This is a genomic window from Anoxybacillus andreesenii (genome assembly GCF_030813005.1).
Classification (GTDB): domain Bacteria; phylum Bacillota; class Bacilli; order Bacillales; family Cytobacillaceae; genus Robertmurraya; species Robertmurraya andreesenii.
This window is the reverse complement of sequence record NZ_JAUSTU010000006.1, coordinates 1-26983: the sequence shown is the minus strand read 5'-3', so window position 1 is coordinate 26983 and position 26983 is coordinate 1. Positions and strand designations below refer to the sequence as shown.

Sequence of the window (26983 nt, the reverse complement as noted above, 5' to 3'; positions counted from 1 at the left end):
TAAATATCATAAGCCTCCTCAGGGATAAAGTAAACAAAAAATTTGAAAATTTAAAATAGACCCATATATGAGTCTATTTATCCGTAAATTGTTTAATTGAATCGTATAGGAATGGGACTGAATGAAAGGCGTAAATCCTTTGCTGAATTTGATTCTGTTTAAAAATAAGTAGACATGGCACACTTTCGATTTCCCATGCTTTCGCAAGATCGGGAAAAAAGTTCAAATTGATCATGCCCCATTTAAACAAAGGGAATAATTCAGCTACAATATTGATCATTTTTCCGGCTACCTGGCAGGTGCCACACATAGGGGTATATAGATAAAGGAAAGAAGTGTCCATGTTCTCTTCAAGCTCCAAAATGTCCTTTTTTTCATACTCCCTTATCATCGATCAAGAAACTCCGTGTGTACATCAATATTGGCCCCTAGTAGCACAGTTGCTAGATGATGCTCAGGGGCTGTCGCAACCTCTCGGTACATTTTATCAATATAAATATGCTCTGCCTCTGGTAGCTCTCTAAGAAATTGCCTTCTGAGCTTTTCACCGGAATCATCTGCATCAACAAGAACATAGACCTCTTTTCCAGTCAGATAATCGATCAATTCGTCCAATCGTGTGATCCCAATCGTCCCGTTTGTACAAATAATTTCAACTGGTTCTTTAATAATGCTTTGAACCTTTCTTTTATCTGATTTACCCTCAACAATCAGTATCTTTTCTGTGTTCCATTCATTCATGCCTATCACCTTGTTCTTTATGACAAAAGCGCCCCACCCTGAGTGGAGCGCTTTTACTTTTTTAGTCTTCCTTCACCATTTCTTCATATTGCTCAGCAGTCATAAGATTCTCAACATCTGCCATGCTAGCCGGCTCAACGACGATCATCCATGCCTTTTCATATGGAGATTCATTCACGAATTCTGGGCTGTCACTTAGGTCCTCGTTTATTTCAACCACCTTGCCGCTAATCGGTGCATATAGCTCAGAGACAGTCTTTACTGATTCAACACTTCCGAATGGCTCGTCTGCTGTTATTTCGTCGCCTACCTCTGGTAGCTCGACAAAAACAATATCGCCGAGCTCGGATTGAGCGAAATCAGTAATCCCAATGCGAACCTTGTCTCCTTCTACTTTAACCCACTCATGCTCTTCTGAATAGCGTAATTCCTTTGGTGTATTCACCTTAACCCCTCCTAAATACTATAGCCAATTTTTTTCGTAATCCTCTTCTTTAAACCCAACTGTTACTTTGTCACCATCTGTAAGCAATGGACGTTTGATAAGCATGCCATCTGAAGCAAGAATATCAAGCAGCTCTTCATCCGAGGCCGTCTTAACCTTATCCTTTAATCCTAGCTCCCTATACTTCATGCCGCTTGTGTTAAAAAACTTCTTTATATCAAGTCCACTCTTAACGTACAGCTGTTTCAGCTCAGCCCGAGAAGGAGGATTTTCGACAATATGTACTTCTTGATACGAGATCTGGTGATGGTCCAGCCATTTTTTTGCATTTCGACATGTACCACATTTCGGATACCAATAAAAAGTCAGAGCCATTTTTTCACCTACCAATGTTATCATATCCACATCTGTATAAATTTTGCAATCTATAATTAAATTTTATCATATTTGCTACGAAAGATCATGACAATCTAAGGTCAGTCGAAACAATACTTGATTGCTTTGATCTAGCAAAAGGCTCCCTTACCACTGGAAGGGAGCCACATTAATATTATAGTACAAACTTTTCAGCTTCGATTAGCTTCACAGAAGCTTCACGTTTCTTCGCAATCACATTTGTTGGAACATGACGAGTAAGCTTACGAAGAGTTGACATCATCATGCGAAGCATATCTCCATCTTCACAAGCAACTAAGGTCTCTTTTGCATCTGCTTCAATTTTGTTGAATGCTTCTTGACAGAAGATTTGTGTATAGAGAAGCTTTTGATTGCTCTTCTCTAAACCGCTCTTGGCAATTGCTTTTTCTGTACGTAGCACAACAGATTCCATCGCATACACGTTTGCCACAATGTCCGCAATATTAACGAAGATTTCTTGTTCTTTTTCTACTTCCTTGCCGAATTTTTGAGCAGCTAAGCCTGCAGCAAGTAAAGCAATCTTCTTACCGTTGTTCACAAGCATCTTCTCTTGTGCTAATGGCTCATCACCTGGCTCTTCTGGCATAAGCATCATAAGCTCTTCTTGTAGAGCCATTGCTTTTTGGAATAGCGGAAGCTCACCCTTAAGGGCTTTCTTCAAATAAGTGCCTAGCACAAGTAGACGGTTGATTTCATTTGTACCTTCAAAGATACGGTTAATACGAGAGTCACGGTAAGCACGAGCAATTTCATACTCCTCCATGAATCCATATCCACCATGCAATTGAACGCCTTCATCTACTACATAATCAAGAACTTCTGTATTGAAGAATTTTCCTAATGAGCACTCAATCGCATATTCAGCGATAGAAGCAGCAACGGCTTTACCTGTTTTTGCTTCTTCTTCAGAAAGCTTGCTCATTCGATCCTCGAACAACCCTACTGTACGATAGATGGAGCTTTCTGCAGCATATACTTTAGAAGCCATTGTTGCAATTTTTTCTTTTGTAAGGTTGAAAGCAGAAATTGGCGTCTTAAATTGTTGACGCTGGTTCGTGTAAGGAATCGTTACCTCCATTGCACGTTTCGCACCGCCTAGTGCACCAACTCCTAGCTTATAGCGACCAATATTAAGGATATTGAAGGCAATCACATGTCCTCTGCCGATTTCTCCTAATAGGTTCTCAACCGGTACTTGAGCATCCTCAAGGATTAATGTACGAGTAGAAGAGCTCTTGATTCCCATTTTGTCTTCTTCCGCACCTGTAGATACACCTGGGAATTCTCTTTCCACGATGAATGCGGAGAATTTATCGCCATCGATTTTTGCATAAACAACGAATACATCAGCAAAACCAGCATTTGTAATCCATTGCTTTTCACCGTTTAATACATAGTGAGTCCCAGCTTCGTTTAATTTAGCTACTGTTTTTGCACCCAGTGCGTCAGATCCTGAGCTTGGCTCTGTTAATGCATAGGCTGCAATTTTCTCACCAGTTGCAAGAGTAGGAAGATACTTTTGCTTTTGTTCTTCATTTCCAAATAAAACGATTGGAAGTGACCCGATCCCAACATGCGCACCATGTGTAATCCCAAATCCGCCAGCAATCGCCATTTTTTCTGCGATTAATGCGGAGCTTACCTTATCCAATGCTAGACCACCGTATTCTTCTGGTACGTCAGCACCAAGCAGGCCAAGTTCTCCAGCAGTGTGTAAAAGCTTCACAGAACGCTCAAATTCATGCTTTTCTAGATATGGAACCTCTGGTAAAACTTCATTAATCACATAATCTTCTGTTGTCTTCGCAATCATCACCTGCTCATCGGTGTAATCCTCTGGTGTAAATACTTGATCATATGTGACATCTTCAATTAAAAAGCTTCCGCCTTTAATTAGGTTATCCGTTTGGTTTGTCATTTTCATATTCCTCCATTCTATTTATGAGGGGCAAGTAGCCCCTTTTTGATTTAATTGCTGTCAAATTTTTATGTTGATCTTGATACCGCCATATGTGCATGGGTTCACTACGTTGCTCGTGCCGAGCAAAACCCGTTCACCCACGCACATATGGCTATTATCAGCACTGAAAATATCACAGCCCCGATTTAAATTAATTCAAACACCCCAGCAGCACCCATTCCGCCACCAATACACATTGTCACGACTCCAAACTGTTCGTTGCGGCGTTTCATTTCATGGATTAGGGAAAGGGTTAACTTCGCTCCTGTACATCCTAGTGGATGGCCCAACGCAATGGCTCCACCGTTCACATTGACCTTTTCTTCGTCTAGGCCAAGCTCTCTAATCACCTGAAGAGATTGGGAAGCAAAGGCTTCATTCAATTCAAATAATCCAATGTCGGAAAGCTCAAGTCCAGCAAGCTTTAATGCTTTCGGAATAGCTACAATCGGTCCAACTCCCATAATTTCAGGTGCTACTCCACCGACAGCGAAGGATCTGAATTTCACCATTGGAGTAAGTCCTTGTGCTTCCGCTTTTTCGCGATCCATTACTAGCACTGCTGCCGCACCGTCACTTGTTTGTGAAGAGTTACCAGCTGTGACAGTACCCGTAAGTGAGAATGCCGGGCGAAGCTTGCCAAGGGTCTCCACATTTGAATCTGGGCGAACACCTTCGTCTTGACTAAAAAGGAATGTCTTTTCAACTAATTTATTCTTGCTGTCCACAAAGCGATTGGTTACTTCCACTGGGACAATCTCATCAACAAATTTACCTTCTTGGATCGCCTTTGCTGCTTTTTGGTGACTGCGAACGGCAAAAGCATCCTGATCCTCACGAGTAATGCCATACTTCTTCGCTACTTGCTCTGCTGTATGTCCCATTCCCATATAGTATTCAGGTGCTGTTTCCGCCAATTTGGAATTCGGACGAACAACATGCCCCATCATCGGAACCATACTCATAGATTCGGCTCCACCGGCTAGAATCGTATCAGCATGGCCAATCATGATTTTTTCTGCCGCATAGGCAATTGTTTGCAGTCCGGAAGAACAATAACGGTTAACCGTTACCGCTGGAACCGTATGAGGAAGTCCTGCTAGTGCACCGATATTACGGGCCATATTCAAGCCCTGCTCTGCTTCAGGCATCGCGCACCCAATAATTAAATCATCTATATTGCCCTCATAGTTCCCCGCACGTTTCAATGTTTCCTTTACCACAAGAGCCCCTAAATCATCCGGTCTGACATTGGCAAGAGAGCCTTTTTTTGCTTTCCCAACTGGAGTACGCGCTCCTGCTACAATTACCGCTTCTCTCATCTCATTCCCTCTCTTTCGATTTTTGATAGGAATCTATCTGTCTTAAAAAATACTATTATGATGAAGGCATAAATGAATATGGAAGATTCATTCATGCAACAAATGATTAGTTACGCAACGGCTTGCCTTTTAGAAGCATATGCTGCATACGCTGCTGTGATTTTGGTTCTGCCACAAGACTTAAGAAGGCTTCTCTTTCCAAATCAAGCAGGTATTGTTCATCCACTTCTGTTCCGTATGGAACTTTACCACCAGAGATGACATAAGCTAGCTTTTTCGCTATTTTCATATCATGCTCGGAAATGTAGCCAGAGTAGAACATTCCTTGAGCTCCAAGTAACAGAGTTGCATAACCTGGTTCACCCACAACTGGAATCTTCTTGCGAACTGGCGGCTTGTACCCTCTCTCATGAAGGGCAAGTACCGCTTGCTTTGCATCATAAATGAGATGGTCGCCATTTACGCTAATTCCATCAGCTTTGCTTAAGAAGTTATTGTCACGTGCTTCCTCACCAGAAGTTGAAACCTTCGCCATTGCAATCGATTCAAACACTTGGTTCGCAACCTTTTGCAGATCAAATTCCACTCCATTTGGCAAGCTGTTCAAATTCTTAATATAAAGCTCCTTGTTACCGCCACCGCCAGGAATTAACCCAACTCCTACTTCAACAAGACCCATATAGGTTTCAGATGAAGCTTGAATATGAGCAGCAGGGAGACAAACCTCCGTTCCTCCACCAAGCGTCATGCCAAATGGTGCAGCAACAACGGGCTTTGGACTATATTTGATTTTCATCATCGCCTGATGGAAGTGACGAACAACCATATCAAGCTCAAAAGGATCATCCTGCGCTTCCATGAGAATCATCGCAAGGTTTGCACCTACACAGAAGTTCTTGCCTTGGTTTCCGATGACAAGCCCTTTGAAATTCTTCGCCACTTCATCCACGGCAAAGTTAATCATCTGCAGGATGTCTAGACCGATAGCGTTGCTCTTCGAATGGAATTCAAGCAATGCAACTCCATCACCAATATCAATCAAGCTTGCACCAGTATTCTTCTTAATGACGCCTTTTTGCTTCTTAATCTTGGCAAGATTAATCACCTTTGGATTTTCTTCTACTAATCTATATTCACCATTATGGTAGAAATACAAGTCACCGTTTTCCTCTTCTTTATAGAAGGAAGTAAAGCCAGCCGCCAACATATCTTTCACCCATGCTGGTACCGTTAAGCCTTCCTCTTCCATCTTTTGCACGGATTTCTCCACACCGATGGCATCCCATGCTTCAAATGGACCTTGTTGCCAGCCGAAGCCCCATTTCATTGCTCGGTCAATCGCCACCACATCATCCGCAATTTGGCCAAGCAATTCTGCAGAGTAGACAAACACAGGACTGTAAATACTCCATAATAATTCTCCCGCTCTATCCTTAGCGTAAACAAGCGCTTTCAATTTGTTGGCTAAGCCCTTAGCTTGCTTTGCCATTTCGATAGACGGAGCTTGGAGCTTTTTACGAGGACCATATTCTAATGTTTGTGGGTCCAATTCTAAAATTTCTTTTCCTTGCTTTAAGAAGAAGCCTTGACCAGACTTTGAGCCTAACCAGCCCTTTGTAATCATTTCCTGCATAAAGCCAGGTACTTCAAAGACTTCCTTTTCGTCGCCTTCCACTTGGTCATAGACGTTCTTGGCAACATGTGCAAATGTATCAAGACCTACGACATCCAATGTTCTGAAGGTTGCACTCTTGGCTCTTCCAATTAATGGTCCTGTTACAGAGTCAACTTCACCAACACTATAGCCACCCTTAACCATTTCGCGAACGGTCACAAGCAGTCCGTATGTTCCGATACGGTTGGCGATAAAGTTTGGAGTATCCTTTGCCTCCACAACACCCTTACCAAGAACATCTTCCCCAAAGGTTTTCATGAAAGAAAGAACTTCTGGGTCTGTATGTTTAGTCGGAATAATTTCCAATAGCTTCAAATAACGTGGAGGATTAAAGAAGTGTGTTCCAAGGAAATGCTTCCTAAAATCCTCTGACCGTCCTTCTGCCATCGCTTCCACAGAAATCCCGGATGTATTGGAGCTGATGATGCTGCCAGGCTTGCGGTAGCGGTCTACTTTTTCAAAAATTTGTTGTTTAATCGCCAAATTCTCAACAACAACTTCAATTACCCAGTCCACGTCCTTCAGACGTTCCATATCATCCTCAAAGTTTCCTGCTTCAATTAAAGCTAGATTCTTTTTCGAAGTAAGTGGTGCCGGCTTTTGCTTCAACAGCTTCCCGATCGCCCCAGCACTAATTCGATTGCGAACGGCCTTATCCTCTAAGGTTAACCCTTTTCCTTTTTCAGCTTCCGTTAATTCACGAGGTACAATGTCAAGTAGCAAGGTTGGTATCCCAATGTTTGCTAAGTGAGCGGCAATTCCAGATCCCATAACGCCAGAGCCTAGAACAGCTGCTTTTTTAATTTGTTGGATCAACGACTTCTCCCCCTTTGATAATTTGAATGAACCCTCATTCATTTTCATGGTAAAAAAAATATGAATAAGTTGTGCTACTACAATAATAAAATATTTAGACTCTTTCCGCAATAATTAGATATGTAATTTTGAATTTTTTTTGAATCTTCGAAACGGATACTTCTACTTCTGAAGGAGTGGGATTTCCCGTTCGGAAGTTCGGTAAATAATTTGTCATCGAATGGGGACCTTATAAATGCAACTTTGAAGTTACTAGGAGGTGTCCAAATGGCGAAGAGAAAAAACAATCCATCTAAAGCTGGAGTAAGTGCCGCGAGTGTTGAAGGAAATGCTGGCCCCGGACCAGAAAAGGGGAACAAGGACAAAAAGAACAGTCAGAATAACCAGTTCAAGAGATGAACATGATTAAGCAGGCCAATGTAAACTGGCCTGCTATTTTTTTTAATAGAAAAATCCAGCCTCAAGTCTTCTAACCCATTAATGCATTGACCCTGGATCCTTATCATTTGGTAAATACTCCATATTAGGCACCGATGGATTAAGGCCCACATTTGATAGCGCAGTACATGATAGCACTACTACAGCGATTCCGATTGTAATAAAAACCTTTTTGATTTTTCTCATTATTTCCACCCCTATTGTTTTGATATTAAAATACTATCATATACAGAAAAATGAAAAATTCATCAAATCCTTTGATATAATGGAAATATACGGCGATTTTCTGTTGATTTCTTCCTTTTTCTCTATTTTAGATAAACATAGTTATCTTAGTTGGAGTGATCTGAATTGACGCACTTATTAGGTAAGAGAATAAAAGAACTTCGGGAACGAATCGGAATGTCACAAAGAGATGCTTGTAAAGGAATATGCACACAATCATATATTAGTAAAATTGAAAATGGCGTTATTTACCCATCCGCCTATTTATTAATGGAACTATCAAATCGATTTAATACGGATATTTCGTACCTACTAGATATATCAAACACTCCAAGCCATGAATATATTATTGAAGTATTTACGCAAATCAGAGAAGCCATTTATCAAAGGGATTACTCTCTAGTTAGAGAATTGCTAAATTCGGTAAAAGATAATGATATTTTTCAAGTTCCTGAACACAAGCAATTCCTGCTATGGCATGAAGGAATTTGCTTGTACTACGAAGACCATAATTTTCCTGATGCAATCGATTACCTAAACAAATCATTATCCATTACTTCGTCAGAGAAGAAATTTTTGTCTGAACGTGAAATTGAAATATTGTTAAGTAAAGCGAATATTTATACGGATAAAGGAGAATATTCAGTTGCATTATCCATTTATGAGGAAGCATTTATTCAGCAACGGTCTATTCCCAACATCACAAATAAGTACCTCCCTGTTCGTTTTTTTTACAACTATGCCAGGGCTCTACGATTAAATAAAGATTATGAACAATCATTAGAAATGGTTGATAAAGGAATTCAATACGCTAAAAAGAATAACCTTCTGTATCTACAAGGAGACTTATTCTATCAAAAGGGAGCTAATTATAAAGCTCTCAATCTTATTGAAAAAGCGATAGAAAACTTCAATTTGGCAGAAATGGCTTACCGAATTGAGGATAATTTAACCTCTCTAAATTTAGTAGAAAGCATGAAAGAAGAACTATCCAAGAATACGGTAAAAAAAGAATGATTCGTAACGGAGTTATGGATGGGCTTTGGTATAATAAATATAGGAAAATACTGGGCTTTGAAGGGAGTTATAATGAGCAATATGGAGTTAATGAATAAAGATAAGCTGCTGAAAATATTTGATTATCTAAATGAGAGATTAAAGGAAAATCAATTACAACTTGAGATCACTATTTATGGTGGTTCCATAATGACGATGGTCTATGATAATAGGCCAGCAACAAAAGATATTGACTGTGTATTCGGCGAAACAAATGAAAAATTATTAAATAACATATTAGACCTTACAAAGTTTGCCTTTAATCTTTCTGAGGATTGGATAAATGAAGAAATTAAAGAGCCACTGAAAGTTATTTTAAAAGAAGATAAGGAAACCTATAAACTCTATTCCAATCTCAAAATTTTGAAGCCAAAGGCTAAACAATTATTAGCCATGAAAATACTAGCAGCACGACCAGAACCCGCCAAGGACTTCATAGATGCCTATATATTATGTAAGGATTTAGATATTACAACGAAAGCGGAACTGTTGGATGTCTTTGAAGAATTTATACCTCTAACTCTTCTTGGAGAAAGGCAAAGAATTTTTATCAAATATTTAGGAGAGGATTTAGGATATGATTGGGAATAAGTACTTACAAGCATTATTCAGCTATGATGATGAAGACACAAGTCTCAATCAGTTATTGGAGTTATTAAAATCAAAAGACATCGAGTTTATCCAAAGTCTCCGTGAACCTGTAGATTTGGATTTATGTAATCAAGCTGAATTAGATTATTTAACGAAAGTATCAGCTTTAATCGACTACTATTTACAGGTTCATGCTATTGAGGTTCCAAGCTGGCTTAGGGATGACAAACTAAAATACGATAAGCCTTATTACCATTCTAAACGAATAAGCGATTTTATGAAATTCAAATTGCAATATACCAATCCAGCACCCTTCAAGGAAAGAAATGTTTTTTTTGACTTGAACGGGCTTGAAAGAGTCTAGTGTTCTTCCAGGATAAAACCGCATCAGATACTTTGGTTTTTACTTTGAATGAATTTATTTTTTGGTAAAGAATACTGAAAATATGGGAGAAGTTAAGATGATTCGTAAATTAAATAAAGCTGACCATGAATCAGTTATGGCCCTTATCGGTCAAAAGCCAGCGGAAAATTTATTCATCATAGGGGATATTGAAGCATATGGTTATGATTCTGATTTTCAAGAAATTTGGGGCCATTTTCAAAATAGCAAATTGATCGCTGTCTTATTAAGATACGACCAAAATTATATCCCATTTAGTGAGCAACCATATGATGCACAGGGTTTTGCGGAAATTATTAATCGTAATCCAAAGCCGATTGAAATAAGTGGATTAAAGCATTTAGTAAAGCCTTTGCAAGAATTTATAAATAGAGATATAAGAAAATTTAGTGAAACCTATTATGCGAAATGTACGGGTTTAAGCTATAAGGTGGATGAAGAAAGAATACAACAAGCAAGTTATTTACAACCATCAGAATATCACGAAAATATAGAAATGCTACGTTCGATACCTGAATTTGCAGCTGGAAGTTTTAGTGTCGAAGCGAGAGAACGTGCTGAAAAATATAAGACTGGAAGAACTTATATTGTACGAAATGAGCAAGGGACAATGGTTGCATCGGCATCTACTACTGCCGAAAACTCTCAATCTGCCATGATTGTTGGTGTTGGGACTAGGCCAGGCTTTGAACGTAGAGGATATGCAACAATTTGTATGGAAAAGCTTTGCAGTGAATTACTAGCTGAAGGTAAATCCCTTTGTTTGTTTTATGATAATCCTGCAGCAGGGAAAATTTATAAACGATTAGGATTTACCGATATGGGTTTGTGGACAATGATTCGTTACGAAGCATTGTGATCCACTTCTAATTTTAGATCCTTTTCTTCTCTTTAAGCAAAAGGAAAAAGGTATGCATGAATAAGAAAGGAATTAATACAATATGTCAACAGAACTCCAACCTCATATTCAGTTAAAGGATAATTTTCAGGCCAAATATGCATTGCTTCCAGGAGATCCAAAACGAGTGGATAAAGTAAAACCATTTCTGACAAAAACGAAGGAAATCGCCTACAATCGAGAGTATAGAAGTTTGCTAGGGTACTACAAAAACATCCCAGTACTCGTTGTATCAACGGGGATTGGTGGACCATCAGCAGGGATTGCGATTGAAGAGTTAGCAAATATTGGTGTAACCACGCTAATTCGTATTGGTAGCAGTGGCGCACTACAGGATCATATTCATCTTGGTGACTTAATTATTGCAACAGGAGCGGTGCGTGATGAAGGCACTTCGAAGGCTTATATTGATTTGAGTTATCCTGCCGTTGCGGATCATGAGCTTGTTTCTGCTTTGTCTCATGCTTGTGTTCAACAAGACTTTCCGTACCATACAGGTCTAGTAAGGAGTCATGACAGCTTTTATACAGACCGAGAGGAAGAGATAGATCATTACTGGTCTCGGAAAGGAATTCTTGGTTCTGACATGGAAACATCGACTCTTTTTGTTGTTGGTGCTTTGCGTGGCTTACGAACGGCTTCTGTTTTGAATGTTGTCGTTCCATCGAAAGGGAACCTCCAGTCAGGTATAAATGATCTCGCCCACGGGCAAGGGTTGCCGGCTAAAGGAGAAGAAAATCAAATTTTGATTGCGTTGGAGGCGATTGCTTCCATTGACAATAAAAGGTAAAGGTTGTTTTCGTACGAATTGATGATTTGGAATGGCTCTAGTGCCAGCCATTCCGTTTCATACTAAGCGTGCGATTACGCATAAAGTCCCCTGCTCTTTTCTCCGTTGTTTCAATAGATAAACTGAAAAGGCATTGGTTAATCCTATTATTTTTGTCCAAAAGCAACAATGTTTGAGAAAAGAGCTTAATAAGAGGAGGAATGGAAAATGAGTAAGAAAAGTATGTGGACATTAAAGTTGTCAACAGCAGCGATTGCATTAATTCCAGCGGCAATCGGGATCAATTACTTAGGAAAGTTATTTGCTGGATTATTAAAACTACCACTTTGGCTTGACTCCATTGGAACTGTTCTTTCAAGTATGTTAGCAGGACCTATCATCGGCGCTCTTTCGGGAATTATTAATAATGTTATCTATGGCGTCACGGTAGATCCGATTTCAACGGTGTACGCCGTTACAAGTGGGGCCATTGGTTTAGCTGTTGGGATCATGGCTTATAAGGGCTGGCTTAAAAACTTGAAGACCGTCATTCTAGTAGGTCTAATTGTTGGTTTTGTTGCGGCCATCATTTCTACACCGTTAAACATTATCTTCTGGGGTGGCCAAACTGGTAATGTGTGGGGCGATGCCTTCTATGCATTCTTAGTTGCGAAGGATTTCCCGGTTTGGCTAGCTTCGTTTGGCGATAGTATCGTGGTGGATGTCCCTGATAAGGTAGCAACTGTTATTATCAGTTACTTCATTTATAAAGGATTACCGAAGAACCTTATCTCTATTTTCCGTGGCCAAGGTAAAATCGAAGAATTGTAGGGGTTGACTTAAATGAGTACGATGACACTTTATGTAGACAGAAAATCTCTCATCCATGATGCATTCGCCCCATTAACAAAACTATTGTATGTGATGGTGAGTATCGCCATCACATACATCTATCCAGATTTACTTTTTGTCCTTTCTGTCGCTATTTTTAGTGGAGTGGTACTGTTGGTGGGAAAGGTATTTCGAAAAATACTACCCATTTTGACGCTTAGTATTCTACTCATCATTTCTATTATTATTGTTCAAGGATTTTTTCATCCTGAAAATCAAACCGAGCTTTTTTCGCTTGGATTTCTTACCTTTTATAAGGAAGGGTTAAGTTATGCGGTACTACTGACGCTCCGTGTCATGAATATGGTGATGTCGTTTGGCATATTAATTTTGACAACCAAACACGATGAATTCGTCGAGGCTCTGATTAAAAGAGGATTATCGCCAAAAATTGGTTATGTCTTACTTTCCGTCCTACAGCTCATCCCGCAAATGCGAGCCACAATGGGAAAAATCACGGATGCACAAAAGTCTAGAGGAATGGAAACAGAAGGAAGTCTTATTGTTAGAGTGAAAGCATTTTTCCCATTGATTGGCCCAGTTGTCTTAAACTCGTTAAACAATACTCGAGAACGGGCGATTGCGCTAGAGGTAAGAGGATTTAACACAAGGATTAAAAAGACCTTTCTCAATGTTTCCCGTACATACCACTATCAAGGGCTTATCCAATTCATCCTATGGATGGCGCTCATTGCGACAATTGTTTGGAGGATCCTATCATGAGCATCATACAGGTAGAAGGTTTAAAATATAAATACCCGGATTCAGATAAATTGGCCTTAAATGATCTTTCCTTCAATGTGAATGAAGGAGAGTTCATTGGATTAGCTGGCCGAAATACAGCGGGAAAATCAACTCTATGTTTTGCCTTAGCCGGGCTTGTCCCTCATTTTTTCAATGGTGGGTATGGTGGAAAAGTAATTGTCGATGGCCTAGAAGTAAGGCAGCATGAAGTTGGAGAGATTTCCACCCGTGTGGGTCTCGTATTTGAGAACCCATTCTCGCAGATGACTGGTTCCAAATATACGGTTTTTGAGGAAATTGCTTTTGGCTTAGAGAATATGGGTCTAGAACGAAACGAGATCATACAAAGAGTCGAAGAAAGTTTAGCTTTATTAGATATTGTAGCGATTAAGGATAAAAATCCCTTTGACCTTTCCGGAGGGCAAATGCAACGGGTAGCGATTGCTAGTATCATCGCGATGAAACCGAAGATCTTAATATTGGATGAACCGACCTCCCAGTTAGATCCACAAGGTTCAGAGGAGGTTTTTAAAGTGGTAGAAAATCTAGCCAATGAAGGAATGACCATTATTATGGCAGAGCATAAAATGGACAAGCTGGCTCAATATGCGGACCGAATCTTACTACTGGACAATGGGCAGATTGTTGATTTTGACTGTCCTGGAAAAGTTTTTTCAAGGGATGATTTACACGGGTTTGGGATGGAAGCCCCAGCAGCAACTAGAATTAGTAAAGCATTGGGAATAAAAAATAAAGAAACGGGATATTTTCCTGTAACGATTAAAGAATTAGCCGACGAAATTGGTGATAAGTTATGAGCCTATTAGAAGTTAACCATTTGCATTTTTCCTACACACCCGAGGTTGAAGTCTTAAAAGGAATTGATTTGCGATTCAATGGGGAAACGACGGCGATTGTCGGGCAAAATGGAGCCGGAAAATCCACCTTTGTTAAATTGCTAAAGGGCTTGCTCCATCCAAATGAAGGAGAAATTCTTTTTAACGGGAAGAATACAAAGGACTATACACCGGCACAGCTTGCAAAGGATATTGGCATGGTTTTTCAAAATCCGAATGACCAAATCTTTAAAAATACCGTTATTAGTGAGGTCATGTTTGGCCCTCTTAATATTGGGAATAGCGAAGATGAAGCAAGGGAAAAATCGATTAAAATGCTGAAAAAGGTAAATCTTGAAGGATACTTGGAAACGAATCCTTATGATTTAAGTTTATCCGAGCGAAAAATGATTGCCATTGCCTCTATTTTAGCCATGGAAACGGGAATTGTTATCTTTGATGAGCCGACGATGGGCCAAGACTTTGCAGGAAAACAGAAGCTGAAAGAAATTATTTATGAACTTCGTGATCAAGGAAAGCAAGTCATCTGTATCCTTCACGATATGGATTTTGCGGCGGAGATATTTGAACGAACGATTGTCTTCAATCAAGGGAAAGTCTTGATGGATGGACCAAGTAGAGAAGTATTTGCACAGAAGGAAACACTCGGGCAAGCCTATTTAGAACAGCCGCATATTGCTCAGATTGCAGACCAACTTGGCTTAGAGGGAAGTTATTTGACAGATGAACAGTTAATTAAAGTGTTGAAAGAAAGATTGGAAGCATAGGGATACCTATGCTTCTTTTCTGTCGTTATATCCCTCCAGATCAACATTGTCATTGCCATTATGAAGACCTTTTTTTCTTGATTCTGCATCGTTTGAGGTGTTCATTGCCTTCATGAACGCGTCTTTATCTTGATACTGCATCGCAGTAAGCATTTTTGATTTTAATATCCTAAGATGGTCTTGACACTCCTAAGAAAACAGATTAAGATAAATGTGTAGTTGAAAATGATTATCATTAACATTTAGACTACCGACAGAAGAAATTGATATTCCCTAGCTCAATTTACCCCCTCACACAAATTGAGCTCCCCCTCTTTGAGAGCCCATAGTTAATATGGGCTCTTTTTATTTCCTTCAATTATTTACAATATCCTATTTCGGATTATTAATTTTGAGGATAAACCTTCCAAAAGGATAAATAATATGGTTAACCTCACTGATAAGGGGATTAACTTCGATGAAAAAGACCATTCAAAAAAATAATCAAGATAAGCTCGAGCTTGAAAAGATACTTTTGAAATCAAATGATTTTGAAAATCTTTCTTTTACAAATGAAAAGACAAAAATCAAATTTTGCTTTACCTACATGTCGACTCTAATTGATGAGAAAATCCTTCAAGATAACGTTCTTCCCGCGCTATTAAAGGAGGAGTTTCAGCAATTAGATGATGTTAAAGAAATCATCCCTATATCAGATGTACAAATCTCCGATAATGCCTCTGATATTGAACAAAAGCTTTTTAACGGCTATGTTCTATTAACTATCATCGGAGAGCACAACAAATACTGCTTCTTCGCTGCACAAAAAGAAGTTGGGAGAACCATTAATCCACCTGAAGTTGAGTTCAGTGTCATTGGGCCTAAGGAAGCATTTGTTGAATCTCTTGACATGAATCTCAATTTAGTAAGAAAAAAGCTCCCTATTAAAGAATTAATCATTGAAGAATTGTCAGTTGGTGCACTTTCAAAAACGAAAATCGCCATAATCTATATCGATAATGTCGTTAATACAGAGAATGTCAATACCATTCGTCAAAGACTAGAGGGGATCCAATATGACGATATTGCTGATAGCTCTTATATCGTTCAAATGGTCTCTGATAATCACAATTCGCCATTCCCTCAGCTTCTTGACACGGAACGTCCCGATCGAGTTTCTTCAAGTCTTGCTGAAGGAAAAGTCGTCGTCATTGTCGATGGTTCTCCCCATGCGTTAATAGGACCTACCACTTTTGTGGAGTTCTTCAGTTCATTTGAGGACTATTTTTTAAACTGGCTAATCGCTTCTTTTTTCCGTCTTATTCGATTGTTCTCTGTGGCATTCTCCATTTTGGTTACACCTATTTATGTAGCCGTACTGAGCTATCATTATGAACTCATCCCACGAGACTTATTAAACGCTTTAGTTGCTTCAAGAAGAGCTGTACCGTTGCCACCAATTTTAGAAGCCTTATTTCTAGAATTAACGATTGAGCTTCTAAGAGAAGCAGGAGCGAGACTACCGACAAAGGTTGGGCAAACCATTGGTATCGTTGGTGGGATCGTCATAGGAACAGCGAGTGTGGAAGCAGGTTTGACGAGTAACGTACTGCTCATTTTAATTGCACTAGCAGCCCTCGCTTCTTTTACAACACCTGTGTACAGAATGGGCAACACGATACGTTTTCTTCGATTCCCATTTTTATTATTTGCTGAGCTTTGGGGGTTACTTGGAATCGTACTAGCTTTTTGTTTCCTATTGGTCCATCTCATCCGTCTGACTTCTCTTGGAAGACCCTATTTAGAGCCGGTATATCCATTGAGAAAAGTCGATTTCAAGGATTCGTTTATTCGGTTATCATTCAGTAGTCAAGGACATCGTCCATTGCTGTTACGGTCAAAACGACCGAAAAGAGTCGACGAAAGCGATGCTAAGAAAAAGAAAGATATTGATGAATAGAGGTTCTACATTATGAATCCCGTTATTCCTGAAAATAAAAAAATATCACCATTCCTCGTATTTTTTGTCATCAATTCAATGCAAACAGGAGTTGGTGTTCTCGGTTTTCAAAGAATCATTGCTAAATCTGCTGGCTATGATGGGTGGATAGCTGTCATTCTTGCTTCAATTTGCATCCATTTTGTTCTTTGGATGATGTATAAAATGCTAGAGATAGCAGGTGGGGATCTTATTTCCATTCATACCTTTGTTTTTGGAAAAACAGCTGGTAAAATTTTGAGCTCTTTCTACATTCTCTATTTTTGTTCCTTAGCCGTAACAACATTACGAAATTTTATCGAGATTGTACAGGTGTGGATGTTTTCAGACCTCATAACCTTTTGGTTTGCACTTGTCTTTCTTATTTTGGTTATCTATATCGTCTACGGTGGATTCAGAACCATTACCGGGATCAGTTTCTTTTCAATTATTTTACCGAGCTACATATGGCTATTATTTCTTTTTACGATCCCTTATGCTAATTTTACAAATCTACTTCCTATTTTTAATCATTCTACAAAGGATATTTTATTGGCTAGTAAAGATATGTCTTTATCTTTTTTAGGATTTGAGACGTTGCTCTTCTTCTACCCTTTTATCAAAAGGCCTGAGAAGTCCAAAAAGTGGTCACACTTAGCCATTGTCTTTTTAACGATGATCTATTTATATTTGGCTATTCTGACCTTTGCCTATTTTCCAGAAGAACAGCTACAAAAAAATATTTGGCCGACACTTACGATGTGGAAGATTATTGAATTACCATTTGTTGAACGATTTGAATACATCGGGATCGCTAACTGGTGCTTAATCATTCTCCCCAATGCATGTATCGCATTATGGATCGCAAGTCGATTGACGAAACAGCTATTTTCCGTTAAGCAACGGATATCTGCTCCGATTTTAGCTGTCTTTTGTTTAATCGGGACAAGTTTATTAATGACAAGAGATCAGATTAACATCCTTACTGACTTTGTTGGTCAGTGTGGCTTTTATATTAATTTCATGTATGTTCCTCTTTTATTTATAGTTACATTAATCGCAAAGAAGGTGAAAGAAAGATGACTGCTATTGTTAGATCAATCGTTATCATACTTCTTGGAGTGTTCCTTAGCGGATGTGTCCAAAAAGAAATATTAGACGATATTAATCTAATCGAATGCATTGGCTTCGACCATTCCGATGAAGAGGATAAAATTAACGGTACCATCCTCTTCTCAATCTATCAGCCTGACCAACCTCCTAAAAATACAACGATTAATGCAAAAGGAAGAATGAAGAAAACCGTCCTACAGGATATGCAATTGCATTCAACAAATCCTATCGTAACGGGGAGCATGGAACTGGTACTATTCGGAAAGGAGCTCGCTACCAAAAATGGGGTTCTTGATTTGGTCGATCCATTCCAAAGGGATCCAGGTGTTGGCTCAGGTCTGAACGTAGCGCTTGTAGATGGAGAAGCTAAGGATTTATTAGAAGGGGAATACGGAATAAAAGGAAATGCCACATTTATTAGCGATTTAATTAAAAACAACATTGAAAATGAAGATCTTCCAAAAACCAACTTGCAGCTTTTTCTCAAAGGCTTTTATTCAGAGGGACAAACACCCTTTTTGCCACAACTGAAACAGCTATCTAAGGATAGTATCGAATTAAATGGAATTGCTTTCTTTCGGAATGGAAAAATTGTCGAAACCATTCTTCCGGAGCAAATGTTTTTCTTTAAGCTTCTTGTTGATAAATATAGCAATGGGTTACATCGAGTCAAAATTGATGGTGATGAAGCCGCGATTCGAAGCATCCGTTCAGTCCACAAATTTAAGCTAGAAAGCAGATCCCCTTTCGAAATTACCGTTGACATTCGAGTAAACGGGATTATCAACGAGTTTTCTGGAAATCGTCTTACCCCTAAGAAGATTGCAGAATTAGAACAACGTTTTGAAGATGAAATCACAAAAGAATGCCTTAAATTAATAAGTATTTTTAAGGACAAAGAAATTGACCCAATTGGTTTTGGTCATTTTGTCAAGACTCAAGATCGGAATTTTGATATCGATAAGTGGAACGAAGCTCAGTATCAAGAACTGATCGTGAAGATACATCCAAAAGTAAAGATCACAGAGGCAGGAGTGATTGAATAAAAAGGCTCTTTTCTCAAACTTTGTTGCTTTTAGTAAATGGAATGGAAAGCTGCAATACTAAATATCATAACCAAGTTCACATCTATACAACCCGAGAAAAATGCCGTGGATACTGATTGCGTAAGGAAAACTGAATATTAAACGTAATGGCCGGTATTAGGGCCATTACAATAACCACAAACGTTACGAAAACAGCACATAAAAAAGAGCAAAGTGACACCTTTGCTCTTTCGTCATTCTGAAAACATATATTTCCTATAGTGATAACGAATCGAGAAAATTAGGCTAATCGCAAGCATATTCCCCATCAATGAGCTGCCACCATAGCTGATAAAAGGCAGCGGAATTCCTGTAATCGGTAGAACACCGATCGTCATACCGATATTTTGGAAGACATGAAAGGTGATCATGCTGATGACTCCGACGCATATATAGGTGTAGAAGTTGTTTTTCGTTTCCATGGCCACTCTCGTAATATAATAAATGAGCAAAAAGAATAGACTGATGAGAATACTCGCTCCAACAAAACCAAATTCCTCACCAACGATGCTGAAGATAAAATCCGTATGGCTCTCAGGTAGATAAACCTCTCTTGTGCCAAATCCCTTTCCACTTGTTTCTCCTGAGCCGATCGCGAGCAAAGATTTCGTCAATTGAAACCCAGTTGTGCTTGAATAATGATAAGGGTCCAGCCAGGAATAAATCCGACCAAATTGATACTCCTTTACCCCTAAATACTTCTCCAATAATTCCGGCTTCCATAATACGAAATAAAAAATAGCAGCAATGAGGGATATACCCAAACTAAAAATAGGCAAGAGGATTTTCCAGCTAATGCCCGAAATGAAGATCATCCCAAGCATAATGGCAATGAATACAAGCGATGTACCAAGGTCCGGCTGCTTCATGACAAGGAGTAGCGGCGCACCTGTGACGAGTCCAATTTTGATTAAAAGCCAAAAATCAGTCTGAACCGTCTTGACTTGATTTTTTTCATGGTGGTCCATTATTACCCTTGCTAATGCGAGAATTAGGAACACCTTTACGAACTCAGAGGGCTGTAGAGAACCTAATCCTGGAACGCGATACCAGCTTTTCGCTCCATTAATGACAGGCGCAATACCGCTTGGGGCAATCAAAAGAAAGCCCAATAAGACTAATCCAAGACCATATAGATACCAAGATAGCTTTCTTAATTGATCAGAGTCAAAAGGGATTACCGCAGCAATAATGCCAACCCCAATGCCATACCAGACAATTTGCTTAACGAGAAAATTCTCTCCATACTGCCCGGTTGATTGCGCACTATAAATCGATATACAGCTGACAATAAACAATAGAAATACGATAAAAACTAAATTAAGGTCTATTTTCGAAGTTGTATAATTCTCTGTTGACATTTCCTGTTCTAGACTCCTTAAAAAAACATATTCAATTTTTCATTATATTTTTATAAGGAACAGATCACAACTTTCCAAACACACTTGGGTAAAATTACCGCCTCAAGAAAAATACTTCGAGACAAAATCATCCCTCACCCATTGTAGATTATTGGGCACCTGCGGGATAGAATACCCTATGTAGAGTGGTGTCGTGACAAAGCGTGGTACAATCTTTCCATATATCGCCCCATCCATTTTATAAAAGAAAAGATTATAGCTATTCGCACGAAAAACAAATTGATTCAAAATATAATGCGCAGCCATCTGAATATAGGAAGAAAAAATGGGGATCTGGCTATCATCCGTCATCTTAACATTAAATTCATAAAAGCCGACCCTAGGCATCGTCGAAAGGGAAAAAAGCACTCCATTTTGCTCATGGATTTTGAGCCCTTCAAACTGAGCGGCAGTGACGCTTTCCATATAATCAATATTCCTTAAACCTACAATTTGCATATGCGGGTGTGCGATTGTCCCCCCTGATAATGGGCCATGATTTTTGAAGAACAGAACAGAACGAAATTCGCCGCTCTCATCCATCGCCCTCCAGTGTTTAAGTGCAAAGGTAAAAAGTTTGACTAAGTGTTCCTTCGAATATAATGATAGCTCACTTAAGCAATCATCTGTCTCAATTAAGACCGTTTGGTAGGCATTTTCTAAAACGGGATATTTATTCTTAAGTAAAATAATCGAACCCTCTGTATCGATAATATCTGTCAGTTCATCTCTTGCACAAAATGGACAGCTTGTATTCTTATTGCGAATGCTTTCTGGCTTTTTTACCCCAATCTCCGTATTGAAAAATAAATGTGTATCCTTCATGCTTCACCACTTCTCCCCTTCTTTCTATCTATTTTATGAAAAATTTCCTGCTAATGCGAACTATCCGCCCAAGCACATGGTTTGATATGATAAGGATAAAATAAACGCCTTTTTCATATAGATGATTCTTTAAATTGTGTACAAAATGTGAATTCACTAGACAAAACTTAACGTAACTTAATAAAATGTAATAAAGGTCACAGTTAATAAGATGAACATCTTGTAAAGTTGAAAAAGAGCAAATGCTAAGGGTGATTGAAATGAATAATGCAGCGTATACACCAGATGAAGTGGCGAAGCTTTTTAAGATTTCCAAGCATACCGTTTATGAATTAATTAAGCGTGGTGAGCTGCAAGCCTTTAAGGTCGGAAACAAGATGAGAATTGAGCAAAGTGAGATTGAACGATTCAAGAATCTTGACGCCCCTTCAAGCAAGAGAGTTCCTGAACAATCTTCTACTTTACATATTGCGGGCAGCCATGATTTTCTAATTGAACATCTCATTAAGTATGTCACAAAGCAGGCAGACTTTTTGACGATTCAGCCAACGTATATTGGGAGCTTAGAAGGTCTTATGATGCTTTATCGTGGCGGCTGTGATGTAGCAGCCATTCATCTTCTTGATCCATCATCAGGTGAGTATAATCTTCCTTTTATTCGCCTATTCTTTGTTCACGAGCCGCTAACCGTCATTCGCTTGGCAAGTCGTGAGCAGGGACTGATCGTGGCAAAAGGAAATCCAAAGAACATCCAAGGCTTTCGTGACTTAACCCGTAAGGATGTCACATTTATCAATCGCCAAAAGGGTTCGGGAACAAGGTTCCTCTTAGACTCTTCTCTAGCAAAGGAAAAAATTGATCCAGCTATCATCAAGGGCTATGACAATGAAGAGTGGAATCATCTGTCAACCGCTTCTTATATTAGCCGTGGGATCGCCGATGTGGCTTTAGGTATCCGTTCGGCAGCTGAACAGCTTGGATTGGATTTCATTCCTATTAAAGATGAACAGTTTGATTTAGTTCTGCGCTGGAATAAGAAGAACGAAGAAGCCCTTCAGCATTTACTTGATATTATTCAACTAACGACCTTTGAAGAGAGCATTCGTAATCTTGAAGGCTATAACACAAAGGAATTAGGAAAAATTATTTTTGAAAACAAATAGGGGGAAATCGTAGTGAAGCTTAAACGTTTTATGTCCACAGCCTTGATTGCATTCTTACTTGTCTTTTTAGCGGCTTGTGGAAATACACAGAGTTCTGAGCCTAAGAAGGAAGATAATAACAATGCTGCACAACAAGAAAAAGAGAAAGTTGAAGTAACCGATTTAATTCTTGCAACAACGACAAGTACTCAAGATAGCGGTCTTCTTGATGAATTGATTCCAATGTTTGAGAAAGAGCATCCTTACAAAATTAAGACAGTTGCCGTGGGAACTGGACAAGCTCTTGAAATGGGTGTAAAAGGAGAAGCGGACGTTCTTTTAACACATGCTCCTGCATCTGAACAAGAACTAGTTGATAATGGTGATGTTCAAAACTACAAGCGCGTGATGTACAATGATTTTATCATCGTTGGACCAAAAGCTGACCCTGCAGGTATTAAAGGCTTAGAAACGCAGGCAGCTTTCAAGAAGATTTTCGATGATAAGGCTATCTTTGTTTCTAGAGGCGATGACTCTGGTACTCATAAGAAGGAATTAGGCATTTGGGAAAAGCTTGGCCTCACACCAACTGAAAATACAAACTATGTTGAAACAGGACAAGGAATGGGGAATACCCTTCAAGTGGCTAATGAGAAGCAAGGCTATGTGTTAACAGATAGAGCGACTTACCTTGCGCAAAAGAGCAACTATGCGGATATGGAGATTATCGTTGAAGGCGATAAAGACCTTATGAACATCTATCATGTGATGGAAGTAAATCCTGAGAAGAACGACCAAATCAATAATGAAGGGGCAAAAGCCTTTGTTGAGTTTATGGTCAGTGACGAAATTCAAAAAGTCATTGAAGAGTTTGGAAAAGACAAATACGGCGAATCTTTATTCTATAAGTACACAGAGTAAGATTTAGCCATTACAAACACAAAATACCTAGTAATTCATTTTACTAGGTATTTTTCTTGGTACCGCCTTATATGTGTACGTTCACTACGTTATTCCTATGAATAAAACCCGTTCACGCACACATATAAGGCTGGATTAACATTGTAATTAAATAGTTTTTATTTGAAACTTTGCAAAGAGAGAGTTGGAACGATATGGATCTACTACTTGACGGACTCAAACGAGCATTAGAGATGATTGCCGCTGGCGATCCGGAAATACTTGAAATTACGTGGCGTACGCTTCGGGTTTCCTTGACTGCGGTCTTAATTAGTACCATCATTGGCATCCCTCTCGGTATTATCATCGGGTTAACGAAATTCCCTGGAAGAAAGCTTTTATTAGTCTTTATCAACATAGGGATGGGACTTCCACCGGTTATTGCTGGTCTGTGGATCACGATTTTCCTGTGGCGCTCAGGACCGCTTGGCCATCTCTCGCTTTTGTACACACCAACAGCGATTATTATGGCACAGGTGCTCGTGTCATTGCCGATTCTCATTGGTTTAACCAGCAGCGCCTTCCAGGAAATTAATGAGAAAATGATGATGCAAATTAAGGCTTTAGGAGCAACTAGGCTGCAGTTCTTTAGGATTTTGCTGATTGAAACAAGAGTAGCGATTCTTGCAGCTATTATCGCAGGCTTCGGACGGGTGATCGCTGAAGTTGGGGCTGCCATGATGGTTGGAGGTAATATTAAAGGAGACACAAGAATCCTCACTACCTCTATTGTCATGGAGGTCTCAAAGGGAAACTTTGATATCGCTTTTGCCCTGTCCTTCATCATTATGACGATCGCCTTCATGATTACATTTTGTTTGACCTTTCTACAGCAGAGGGGGAGAAAAGCATGAGTACACTACTAAGTATAGAAAATATTACTTATTCCAAGCAGCAAAGAACCATTCTTTCCATTCCGGCCTTTGCCATTGAACAAGGGGAAATCATCGGAATTATGGGACCAAATGGAGCAGGAAAAAGCACCTTGCTAAAGCTTCTCTCTATGCTTGATTCTCCTAGCGAGGGCAGCCTATTTTTTAAGGGTGCTAAGCTATCTGCACAAAATGTGTCCATTGACATGCGCCGAAAATTCGCCATTGCCCTGCAGCAGTCCTTACTCCTAAATACAACGGTCTATCAAAACGTTGCCCTTGGTCTAAAGTTAAGAAAGCTGCCTAAAAAGGTAATAAGAGATAAAGTTGAGTATTGGCTTGAAAAATTTAAAATAGCTCATTTGGCAAAAAAACATGCCTATCATTTATCTGGTGGGGAGGCCCAAAGGGTCAATCTAGCGCGAGCCATGATTTTGGATCCTGAGGTTTTATTCTTAGACGAGCCCTTCTCTGCCCTTGACTTTCCGACAAAGGTGCAGCTCTTAAAGGAACTAAAGGAAATCCTCAAAGCCACAAAGACAACGACCGTTTTCGTCAGCCATGACCTGCTTGAGGTTAAGTACTTAACCGATCGGCTGGCGATTCTCATGAATGGGGAAATCTGTCAGATTGGTCCAACGCTTGAGGTTGTCAATAATCCAAATCAGGTGACGGCTCCATTTATCGAGGAGTGGAATGAATTTATTAAATAGAAGGAAAGCACGCTAGCAAAATTAATCGCTTGTTATCCCATCAAGGGGGATGAACCGATTTGATGGAAAGCTACACATTCAAAAAAAGAGTAGCATGTAAGTATATACACTAACATGCTACTTTTATATAAGAGGAGGTTTGGGTTGTAAGAAATACCATACGGTGTAACTGGATTACAGTGTTAGTAGCGCATTCGGCCTGATGAACGAGTGATGCTTAGAAGATATCAATTTGGATGAGTAATGCTAGTAGTAATTGAAGTAGTAATTGGATGGATACAGCCACATCTGTGTCACTTGTTGTGACTTCAATATCACGTGAATTTTCAATATAAACGGTTTGACGATTCACTTGCTCAATTTGGGAGAATTGTAGCAATTCCTGTGTTACCATCTCTGCTTGCTCATTGTCTGCAATGGTTAAATTGACGACTAGGGCAATGGCCACTTGTAAGGCAGCCTGTAAGGAGACTGCTACTTGAGTTTCTGTTGTTCTTACTTTGATATCACAGCTGTCTTTTATAATGATTCGTTCAACAGATTTTTGTTCCACATCAGATACTTGGTCTGCAGCTTGGAGTGCCTCTTCGTCATCAAATGGGAAACGGCAGTTCCGATCCAGGGCGTTCCATCTTCTATCATGAGACTCCCTTCTCTCAGGGCATTCCCTTCTTTCTTCCCTTACTTCACAGCTCGGTTCAAATCTTTCTGCCATTACACGATTATGAGTTCTCTCGCCTAACATTCATATCTCTCCTTTACCTTTTATTTTTTCTAACTCGATCTCTTAGAGTTGTTCGGGTCTTTTTCGCTTTTCCTTCCGCTTCTGCTTCGGTAGCGGTCCCTTTTTCCTTTGTTTTGCTGACAAAATCATTCACTTGTTGTTCAAGATCCTTAAAGAGATTGCGAATTTTTTCCTTATCATCATCAGAAAGATTCCTCAACTTTAAACCATCCTTTTTTTTGCTGAACACGTCTTTGACATGGAGCCCTAGAAGACCCTTGGATAGGTTTTGTAATTTCTCATTCATTTCTCCCAACCTTTTCACCCCCTTGACGGCTTTACTACTTAATATGTAGTTTTCCCATCATCGTTGAGGGCTTTTCCACTAATCTAGCAAGAAAAGGCGAATGTATTAGTAATTTAGCCCTTTGTCACATTCACCCGATTCTTCCAGCTTTATTGCAGGGAATATAAATAAAGGCAAAAATATTTAGTAATGATGATTAGAAGTGGGGAAATTTGGTAACAATAAGGATACAAGTGTAATTCCCCCTTTTTAATTGACCTCATTTAGAGGTCTCTTTTTTTTGGCATAATTATCTTTGATAAAGAAAAACTAAGCTAAAAGGAGGGCTATCGATGACGAAAAAATATAATAAGGGCAGTCGTAATCAAAATTCTCCGAAAACGGAGTTCTCTAAGGAAATTACAAGCGGAGATAATAGTAAGGGAAATAAGCGGAATAAGGATCATTGAACTACCCACCACTTAGTATCTCTTACGAGCTGCTTGAAGTGGGGGATTCCTAAGTAAGGAGGCCTATCGGCTTCTAATTGATTAGGCTAGCCCCGTAGTTCCTACGGTTAGAAGCCTTATGGCTTCGCTTTCAAGATTTTTGCCTGCGTTAATGTCTCTATCGTGATGCGTACTACAAGAAGGGCAGTCCCACTCACGAAGATTAAGATTTTTAACGTCTTTATTTTGATATCCACAACTAGAACATAGCTGAGAACTGGCAAAAGTTTTGGATACAGTAACCACTTCTTTGCCATACCATTTTGCTTTATACTCGAGCATCGTTTTAAATTGTGACCACGATACTTCACTGATTGCCTTGGCTAACTTGTGATTCTTTTGCATGTTAGATACTTGCAAATCCTCCATTCCGATTACATCG

The 26983-nt window shown here is 39.4% G+C and carries 29 protein-coding genes; 17 read left to right on the top strand and 12 right to left on the bottom strand.

Going from position 1 to position 26983, the window contains the following annotated elements; genetic code table 11:
• Positions 1–73: 73 nt before the first annotated feature.
• The 7 genes from J2S07_RS07740 to J2S07_RS07710 form a co-directional block, all read right to left on the bottom strand.
• A complete protein-coding gene (locus tag J2S07_RS07740; RefSeq protein WP_307149851.1) occupies positions 74–391 on the bottom strand; it encodes a thioredoxin family protein in 318 nt (105 codons plus the stop codon).
• Positions 388–741: a toprim domain-containing protein gene (locus J2S07_RS07735; RefSeq protein ID WP_307149850.1), complete on the bottom strand. Its 354-nt coding sequence runs from the start codon at positions 739–741 to the stop codon at positions 388–390. The genes J2S07_RS07740 and J2S07_RS07735 overlap by 4 nt, the downstream gene beginning before the upstream one ends.
• 61 nt (positions 742–802) lie before the next feature.
• Positions 803–1186, bottom strand: a complete 384-nt coding sequence (gene gcvH, locus J2S07_RS07730; RefSeq protein ID WP_307149849.1) for a glycine cleavage system protein GcvH — start codon at positions 1184–1186, stop codon at positions 803–805.
• Between the two features lie 18 nt (positions 1187–1204).
• Positions 1205–1561, bottom strand: coding sequence for an arsenate reductase family protein (locus J2S07_RS07725; protein ID WP_307149848.1), 357 nt, complete (start codon positions 1559–1561; stop codon positions 1205–1207).
• 175 nt (positions 1562–1736) lie between these two features.
• Complete coding sequence (locus J2S07_RS07720) at positions 1737–3521, bottom strand: acyl-CoA dehydrogenase FadE (RefSeq protein ID WP_307149847.1); 1785 nt, start codon at positions 3519–3521, stop codon at positions 1737–1739.
• A 188-nt stretch (positions 3522–3709) separates the two neighbouring features.
• Positions 3710–4885, bottom strand: coding sequence for an acetyl-CoA C-acetyltransferase (locus tag J2S07_RS07715; RefSeq protein WP_307149846.1), 1176 nt, complete (start codon positions 4883–4885; stop codon positions 3710–3712).
• A gap of 106 nt (positions 4886–4991) precedes the next feature.
• Positions 4992–7373, bottom strand: coding sequence for a 3-hydroxyacyl-CoA dehydrogenase/enoyl-CoA hydratase family protein (locus tag J2S07_RS07710; protein ID WP_307150013.1), 2382 nt, complete (start codon positions 7371–7373; stop codon positions 4992–4994).
• 270 nt (positions 7374–7643) lie between these two features.
• On the opposite strand from J2S07_RS07710, the gene J2S07_RS07705 reads away from it, so the two are divergent.
• From J2S07_RS07705 to J2S07_RS07645, 13 genes are all read left to right on the top strand, one after another.
• Positions 7644–7775 carry a YuzL family protein gene (locus tag J2S07_RS07705; RefSeq protein ID WP_307149845.1) on the top strand — a complete coding sequence of 44 codons (132 nt, stop codon included), beginning with the start codon at positions 7644–7646 and terminating at the stop codon, positions 7773–7775.
• A 390-nt stretch (positions 7776–8165) separates the two neighbouring features.
• Complete coding sequence (locus J2S07_RS07700; RefSeq protein ID WP_307149844.1) at positions 8166–9056, top strand: helix-turn-helix domain-containing protein; 891 nt, start codon at positions 8166–8168, stop codon at positions 9054–9056.
• An 18-nt stretch (positions 9057–9074) separates the two neighbouring features.
• A complete protein-coding gene (locus J2S07_RS07695; RefSeq protein WP_307149843.1) occupies positions 9075–9686 on the top strand; it encodes an ABC transporter substrate-binding protein in 612 nt (203 codons plus the stop codon).
• Positions 9673–10050 carry a hypothetical protein gene (locus J2S07_RS07690; protein WP_307149842.1) on the top strand — a complete coding sequence of 126 codons (378 nt, stop codon included), beginning with the start codon at positions 9673–9675 and terminating at the stop codon, positions 10048–10050. The genes J2S07_RS07695 and J2S07_RS07690 overlap by 14 nt, the downstream gene beginning before the upstream one ends.
• Positions 10051–10147: 97 nt before the next feature.
• Positions 10148–10948 carry a GNAT family N-acetyltransferase gene (locus tag J2S07_RS07685; RefSeq protein WP_307149841.1) on the top strand — a complete coding sequence of 267 codons (801 nt, stop codon included), beginning with the start codon at positions 10148–10150 and terminating at the stop codon, positions 10946–10948.
• A gap of 82 nt (positions 10949–11030) precedes the next feature.
• The gene (locus J2S07_RS07680; RefSeq protein WP_307149840.1) at positions 11031–11777 is read left to right on the top strand and encodes a nucleoside phosphorylase; all 747 of its coding nucleotides are present in this window, start codon (positions 11031–11033) and stop codon (positions 11775–11777) included.
• A 207-nt stretch (positions 11778–11984) separates the two neighbouring features.
• Positions 11985–12587, top strand: coding sequence for an ECF transporter S component (locus J2S07_RS07675; RefSeq protein WP_307149839.1), 603 nt, complete (start codon positions 11985–11987; stop codon positions 12585–12587).
• Between the two features lie 12 nt (positions 12588–12599).
• On the top strand, positions 12600–13370 hold the full coding sequence (locus J2S07_RS07670; protein ID WP_307149838.1) for an energy-coupling factor transporter transmembrane component T family protein: 771 nt from the start codon (positions 12600–12602) through the stop codon (positions 13368–13370).
• Positions 13367–14209, top strand: a complete 843-nt coding sequence (locus J2S07_RS07665; protein ID WP_307149837.1) for an energy-coupling factor ABC transporter ATP-binding protein — start codon at positions 13367–13369, stop codon at positions 14207–14209. The genes J2S07_RS07670 and J2S07_RS07665 overlap by 4 nt, the downstream gene beginning before the upstream one ends.
• A complete protein-coding gene (locus tag J2S07_RS07660; RefSeq protein ID WP_307149836.1) occupies positions 14206–15015 on the top strand; it encodes an energy-coupling factor ABC transporter ATP-binding protein in 810 nt (269 codons plus the stop codon). The genes J2S07_RS07665 and J2S07_RS07660 overlap by 4 nt, the downstream gene beginning before the upstream one ends.
• Positions 15016–15472: 457 nt before the next feature.
• Positions 15473–16954, top strand: a complete 1482-nt coding sequence (locus tag J2S07_RS07655; protein WP_307149835.1) for a spore germination protein — start codon at positions 15473–15475, stop codon at positions 16952–16954.
• A 12-nt stretch (positions 16955–16966) separates the two neighbouring features.
• Positions 16967–18055, top strand: coding sequence for a GerAB/ArcD/ProY family transporter (locus tag J2S07_RS07650; protein WP_307149834.1), 1089 nt, complete (start codon positions 16967–16969; stop codon positions 18053–18055).
• Positions 18052–19131 carry a Ger(x)C family spore germination protein gene (locus J2S07_RS07645; protein ID WP_307149833.1) on the top strand — a complete coding sequence of 360 codons (1080 nt, stop codon included), beginning with the start codon at positions 18052–18054 and terminating at the stop codon, positions 19129–19131. The genes J2S07_RS07650 and J2S07_RS07645 overlap by 4 nt, the downstream gene beginning before the upstream one ends.
• Before the next feature lie 233 nt (positions 19132–19364).
• Here J2S07_RS07645 and J2S07_RS07640 read toward each other — a convergent pair whose 3' ends face one another.
• Positions 19365–20531, bottom strand: a complete 1167-nt coding sequence (locus tag J2S07_RS07640; RefSeq protein WP_307149832.1) for an FtsW/RodA/SpoVE family cell cycle protein — start codon at positions 20529–20531, stop codon at positions 19365–19367.
• Between the two features lie 102 nt (positions 20532–20633).
• Positions 20634–21395 carry a DUF4931 domain-containing protein gene (locus J2S07_RS07635; RefSeq protein ID WP_307149831.1) on the bottom strand — a complete coding sequence of 254 codons (762 nt, stop codon included), beginning with the start codon at positions 21393–21395 and terminating at the stop codon, positions 20634–20636.
• A 260-nt stretch (positions 21396–21655) separates the two neighbouring features.
• On the opposite strand from J2S07_RS07635, the gene J2S07_RS07630 reads away from it, so the two are divergent.
• The 4 genes from J2S07_RS07630 to J2S07_RS07615 all read left to right on the top strand — a co-directional run bounded on the left by J2S07_RS07630 (position 21656) and on the right by J2S07_RS07615 (position 25082).
• Positions 21656–22558: a substrate-binding domain-containing protein gene (locus tag J2S07_RS07630; RefSeq protein ID WP_307149830.1), complete on the top strand. Its 903-nt coding sequence runs from the start codon at positions 21656–21658 to the stop codon at positions 22556–22558.
• Between the two features lie 12 nt (positions 22559–22570).
• Positions 22571–23458 (top strand): ABC transporter substrate-binding protein, encoded by an 888-nt coding sequence (locus J2S07_RS07625; RefSeq protein ID WP_307149829.1) that lies wholly within the window; start codon positions 22571–22573, stop codon positions 23456–23458.
• Positions 23459–23652: 194 nt separating this feature from the next.
• The gene (locus tag J2S07_RS07620) at positions 23653–24351 is read left to right on the top strand and encodes an ABC transporter permease (protein ID WP_307149828.1); all 699 of its coding nucleotides are present in this window, start codon (positions 23653–23655) and stop codon (positions 24349–24351) included.
• Complete coding sequence (locus J2S07_RS07615; RefSeq protein ID WP_307149827.1) at positions 24348–25082, top strand: ABC transporter ATP-binding protein; 735 nt, start codon at positions 24348–24350, stop codon at positions 25080–25082. Before J2S07_RS07620 ends, J2S07_RS07615 begins: the two co-directional genes overlap by 4 nt.
• 217 nt (positions 25083–25299) lie before the next feature.
• Here J2S07_RS07615 and J2S07_RS07610 read toward each other — a convergent pair whose 3' ends face one another.
• From J2S07_RS07610 to J2S07_RS07600, 3 genes are all read right to left on the bottom strand, one after another.
• Complete coding sequence (locus J2S07_RS07610; RefSeq protein ID WP_307149826.1) at positions 25300–25827, bottom strand: spore coat protein; 528 nt, start codon at positions 25825–25827, stop codon at positions 25300–25302.
• A 13-nt stretch (positions 25828–25840) separates the two neighbouring features.
• Complete coding sequence (locus J2S07_RS07605; RefSeq protein WP_307149825.1) at positions 25841–26122, bottom strand: hypothetical protein; 282 nt, start codon at positions 26120–26122, stop codon at positions 25841–25843.
• Between the two features lie 521 nt (positions 26123–26643).
• Positions 26644–26983 (bottom strand): RNA-guided endonuclease TnpB family protein (locus J2S07_RS07600; RefSeq protein ID WP_307149824.1); only part of this gene is annotated, 340 nt, incomplete at its 5' end.

Excerpts from the sequence above, each read along its gene's own strand:
- J2S07_RS07615 (WP_307149827.1), top strand. The coding sequence starts at position 24,348 with ATGAGTACACTACTAAGTATAGAAAATATTACTTATTCCAAGCAGCAA.
- J2S07_RS07620 (WP_307149828.1), top strand. The coding sequence starts at position 23,653 with ATGGATCTACTACTTGACGGACTCAAACGAGCATTAGAGATGATTGCC.
- J2S07_RS07645 (WP_307149833.1), top strand. The coding sequence starts at position 18,052 with ATGACTGCTATTGTTAGATCAATCGTTATCATACTTCTTGGAGTGTTC.
- J2S07_RS07740 (WP_307149851.1), bottom strand. The coding sequence starts at position 391 with ATGATAAGGGAGTATGAAAAAAAGGACATTTTGGAGCTTGAAGAGAAC.
- J2S07_RS07705 (WP_307149845.1), top strand. The coding sequence starts at position 7,644 with ATGGCGAAGAGAAAAAACAATCCATCTAAAGCTGGAGTAAGTGCCGCG.
- J2S07_RS07675 (WP_307149839.1), top strand. The coding sequence starts at position 11,985 with ATGAGTAAGAAAAGTATGTGGACATTAAAGTTGTCAACAGCAGCGATT.
- J2S07_RS07685 (WP_307149841.1), top strand. The coding sequence starts at position 10,148 with ATGATTCGTAAATTAAATAAAGCTGACCATGAATCAGTTATGGCCCTT.
- J2S07_RS07660 (WP_307149836.1), top strand. The coding sequence starts at position 14,206 with ATGAGCCTATTAGAAGTTAACCATTTGCATTTTTCCTACACACCCGAG.
- J2S07_RS07720 (WP_307149847.1), bottom strand. The coding sequence starts at position 3,521 with ATGACAAACCAAACGGATAACCTAATTAAAGGCGGAAGCTTTTTAATT.
- J2S07_RS07630 (WP_307149830.1), top strand. The coding sequence starts at position 21,656 with ATGAATAATGCAGCGTATACACCAGATGAAGTGGCGAAGCTTTTTAAG.
- J2S07_RS07725 (WP_307149848.1), bottom strand. The coding sequence starts at position 1,561 with ATGGCTCTGACTTTTTATTGGTATCCGAAATGTGGTACATGTCGAAAT.
- J2S07_RS07695 (WP_307149843.1), top strand. The coding sequence starts at position 9,075 with ATGGGCTTTGGTATAATAAATATAGGAAAATACTGGGCTTTGAAGGGA.
- J2S07_RS07635 (WP_307149831.1), bottom strand. The coding sequence starts at position 21,395 with ATGAAGGATACACATTTATTTTTCAATACGGAGATTGGGGTAAAAAAG.
- J2S07_RS07655 (WP_307149835.1), top strand. The coding sequence starts at position 15,473 with ATGAAAAAGACCATTCAAAAAAATAATCAAGATAAGCTCGAGCTTGAA.
- J2S07_RS07680 (WP_307149840.1), top strand. The coding sequence starts at position 11,031 with ATGTCAACAGAACTCCAACCTCATATTCAGTTAAAGGATAATTTTCAG.
- J2S07_RS07690 (WP_307149842.1), top strand. The coding sequence starts at position 9,673 with ATGATTGGGAATAAGTACTTACAAGCATTATTCAGCTATGATGATGAA.
- J2S07_RS07715 (WP_307149846.1), bottom strand. The coding sequence starts at position 4,885 with ATGAGAGAAGCGGTAATTGTAGCAGGAGCGCGTACTCCAGTTGGGAAA.
- J2S07_RS07640 (WP_307149832.1), bottom strand. The coding sequence starts at position 20,531 with ATGTCAACAGAGAATTATACAACTTCGAAAATAGACCTTAATTTAGTT.
- J2S07_RS07735 (WP_307149850.1), bottom strand. The coding sequence starts at position 741 with ATGAATGAATGGAACACAGAAAAGATACTGATTGTTGAGGGTAAATCA.
- J2S07_RS07610 (WP_307149826.1), bottom strand. The coding sequence starts at position 25,827 with ATGTTAGGCGAGAGAACTCATAATCGTGTAATGGCAGAAAGATTTGAA.
- J2S07_RS07670 (WP_307149838.1), top strand. The coding sequence starts at position 12,600 with ATGAGTACGATGACACTTTATGTAGACAGAAAATCTCTCATCCATGAT.
- J2S07_RS07650 (WP_307149834.1), top strand. The coding sequence starts at position 16,967 with ATGAATCCCGTTATTCCTGAAAATAAAAAAATATCACCATTCCTCGTA.
- J2S07_RS07665 (WP_307149837.1), top strand. The coding sequence starts at position 13,367 with ATGAGCATCATACAGGTAGAAGGTTTAAAATATAAATACCCGGATTCA.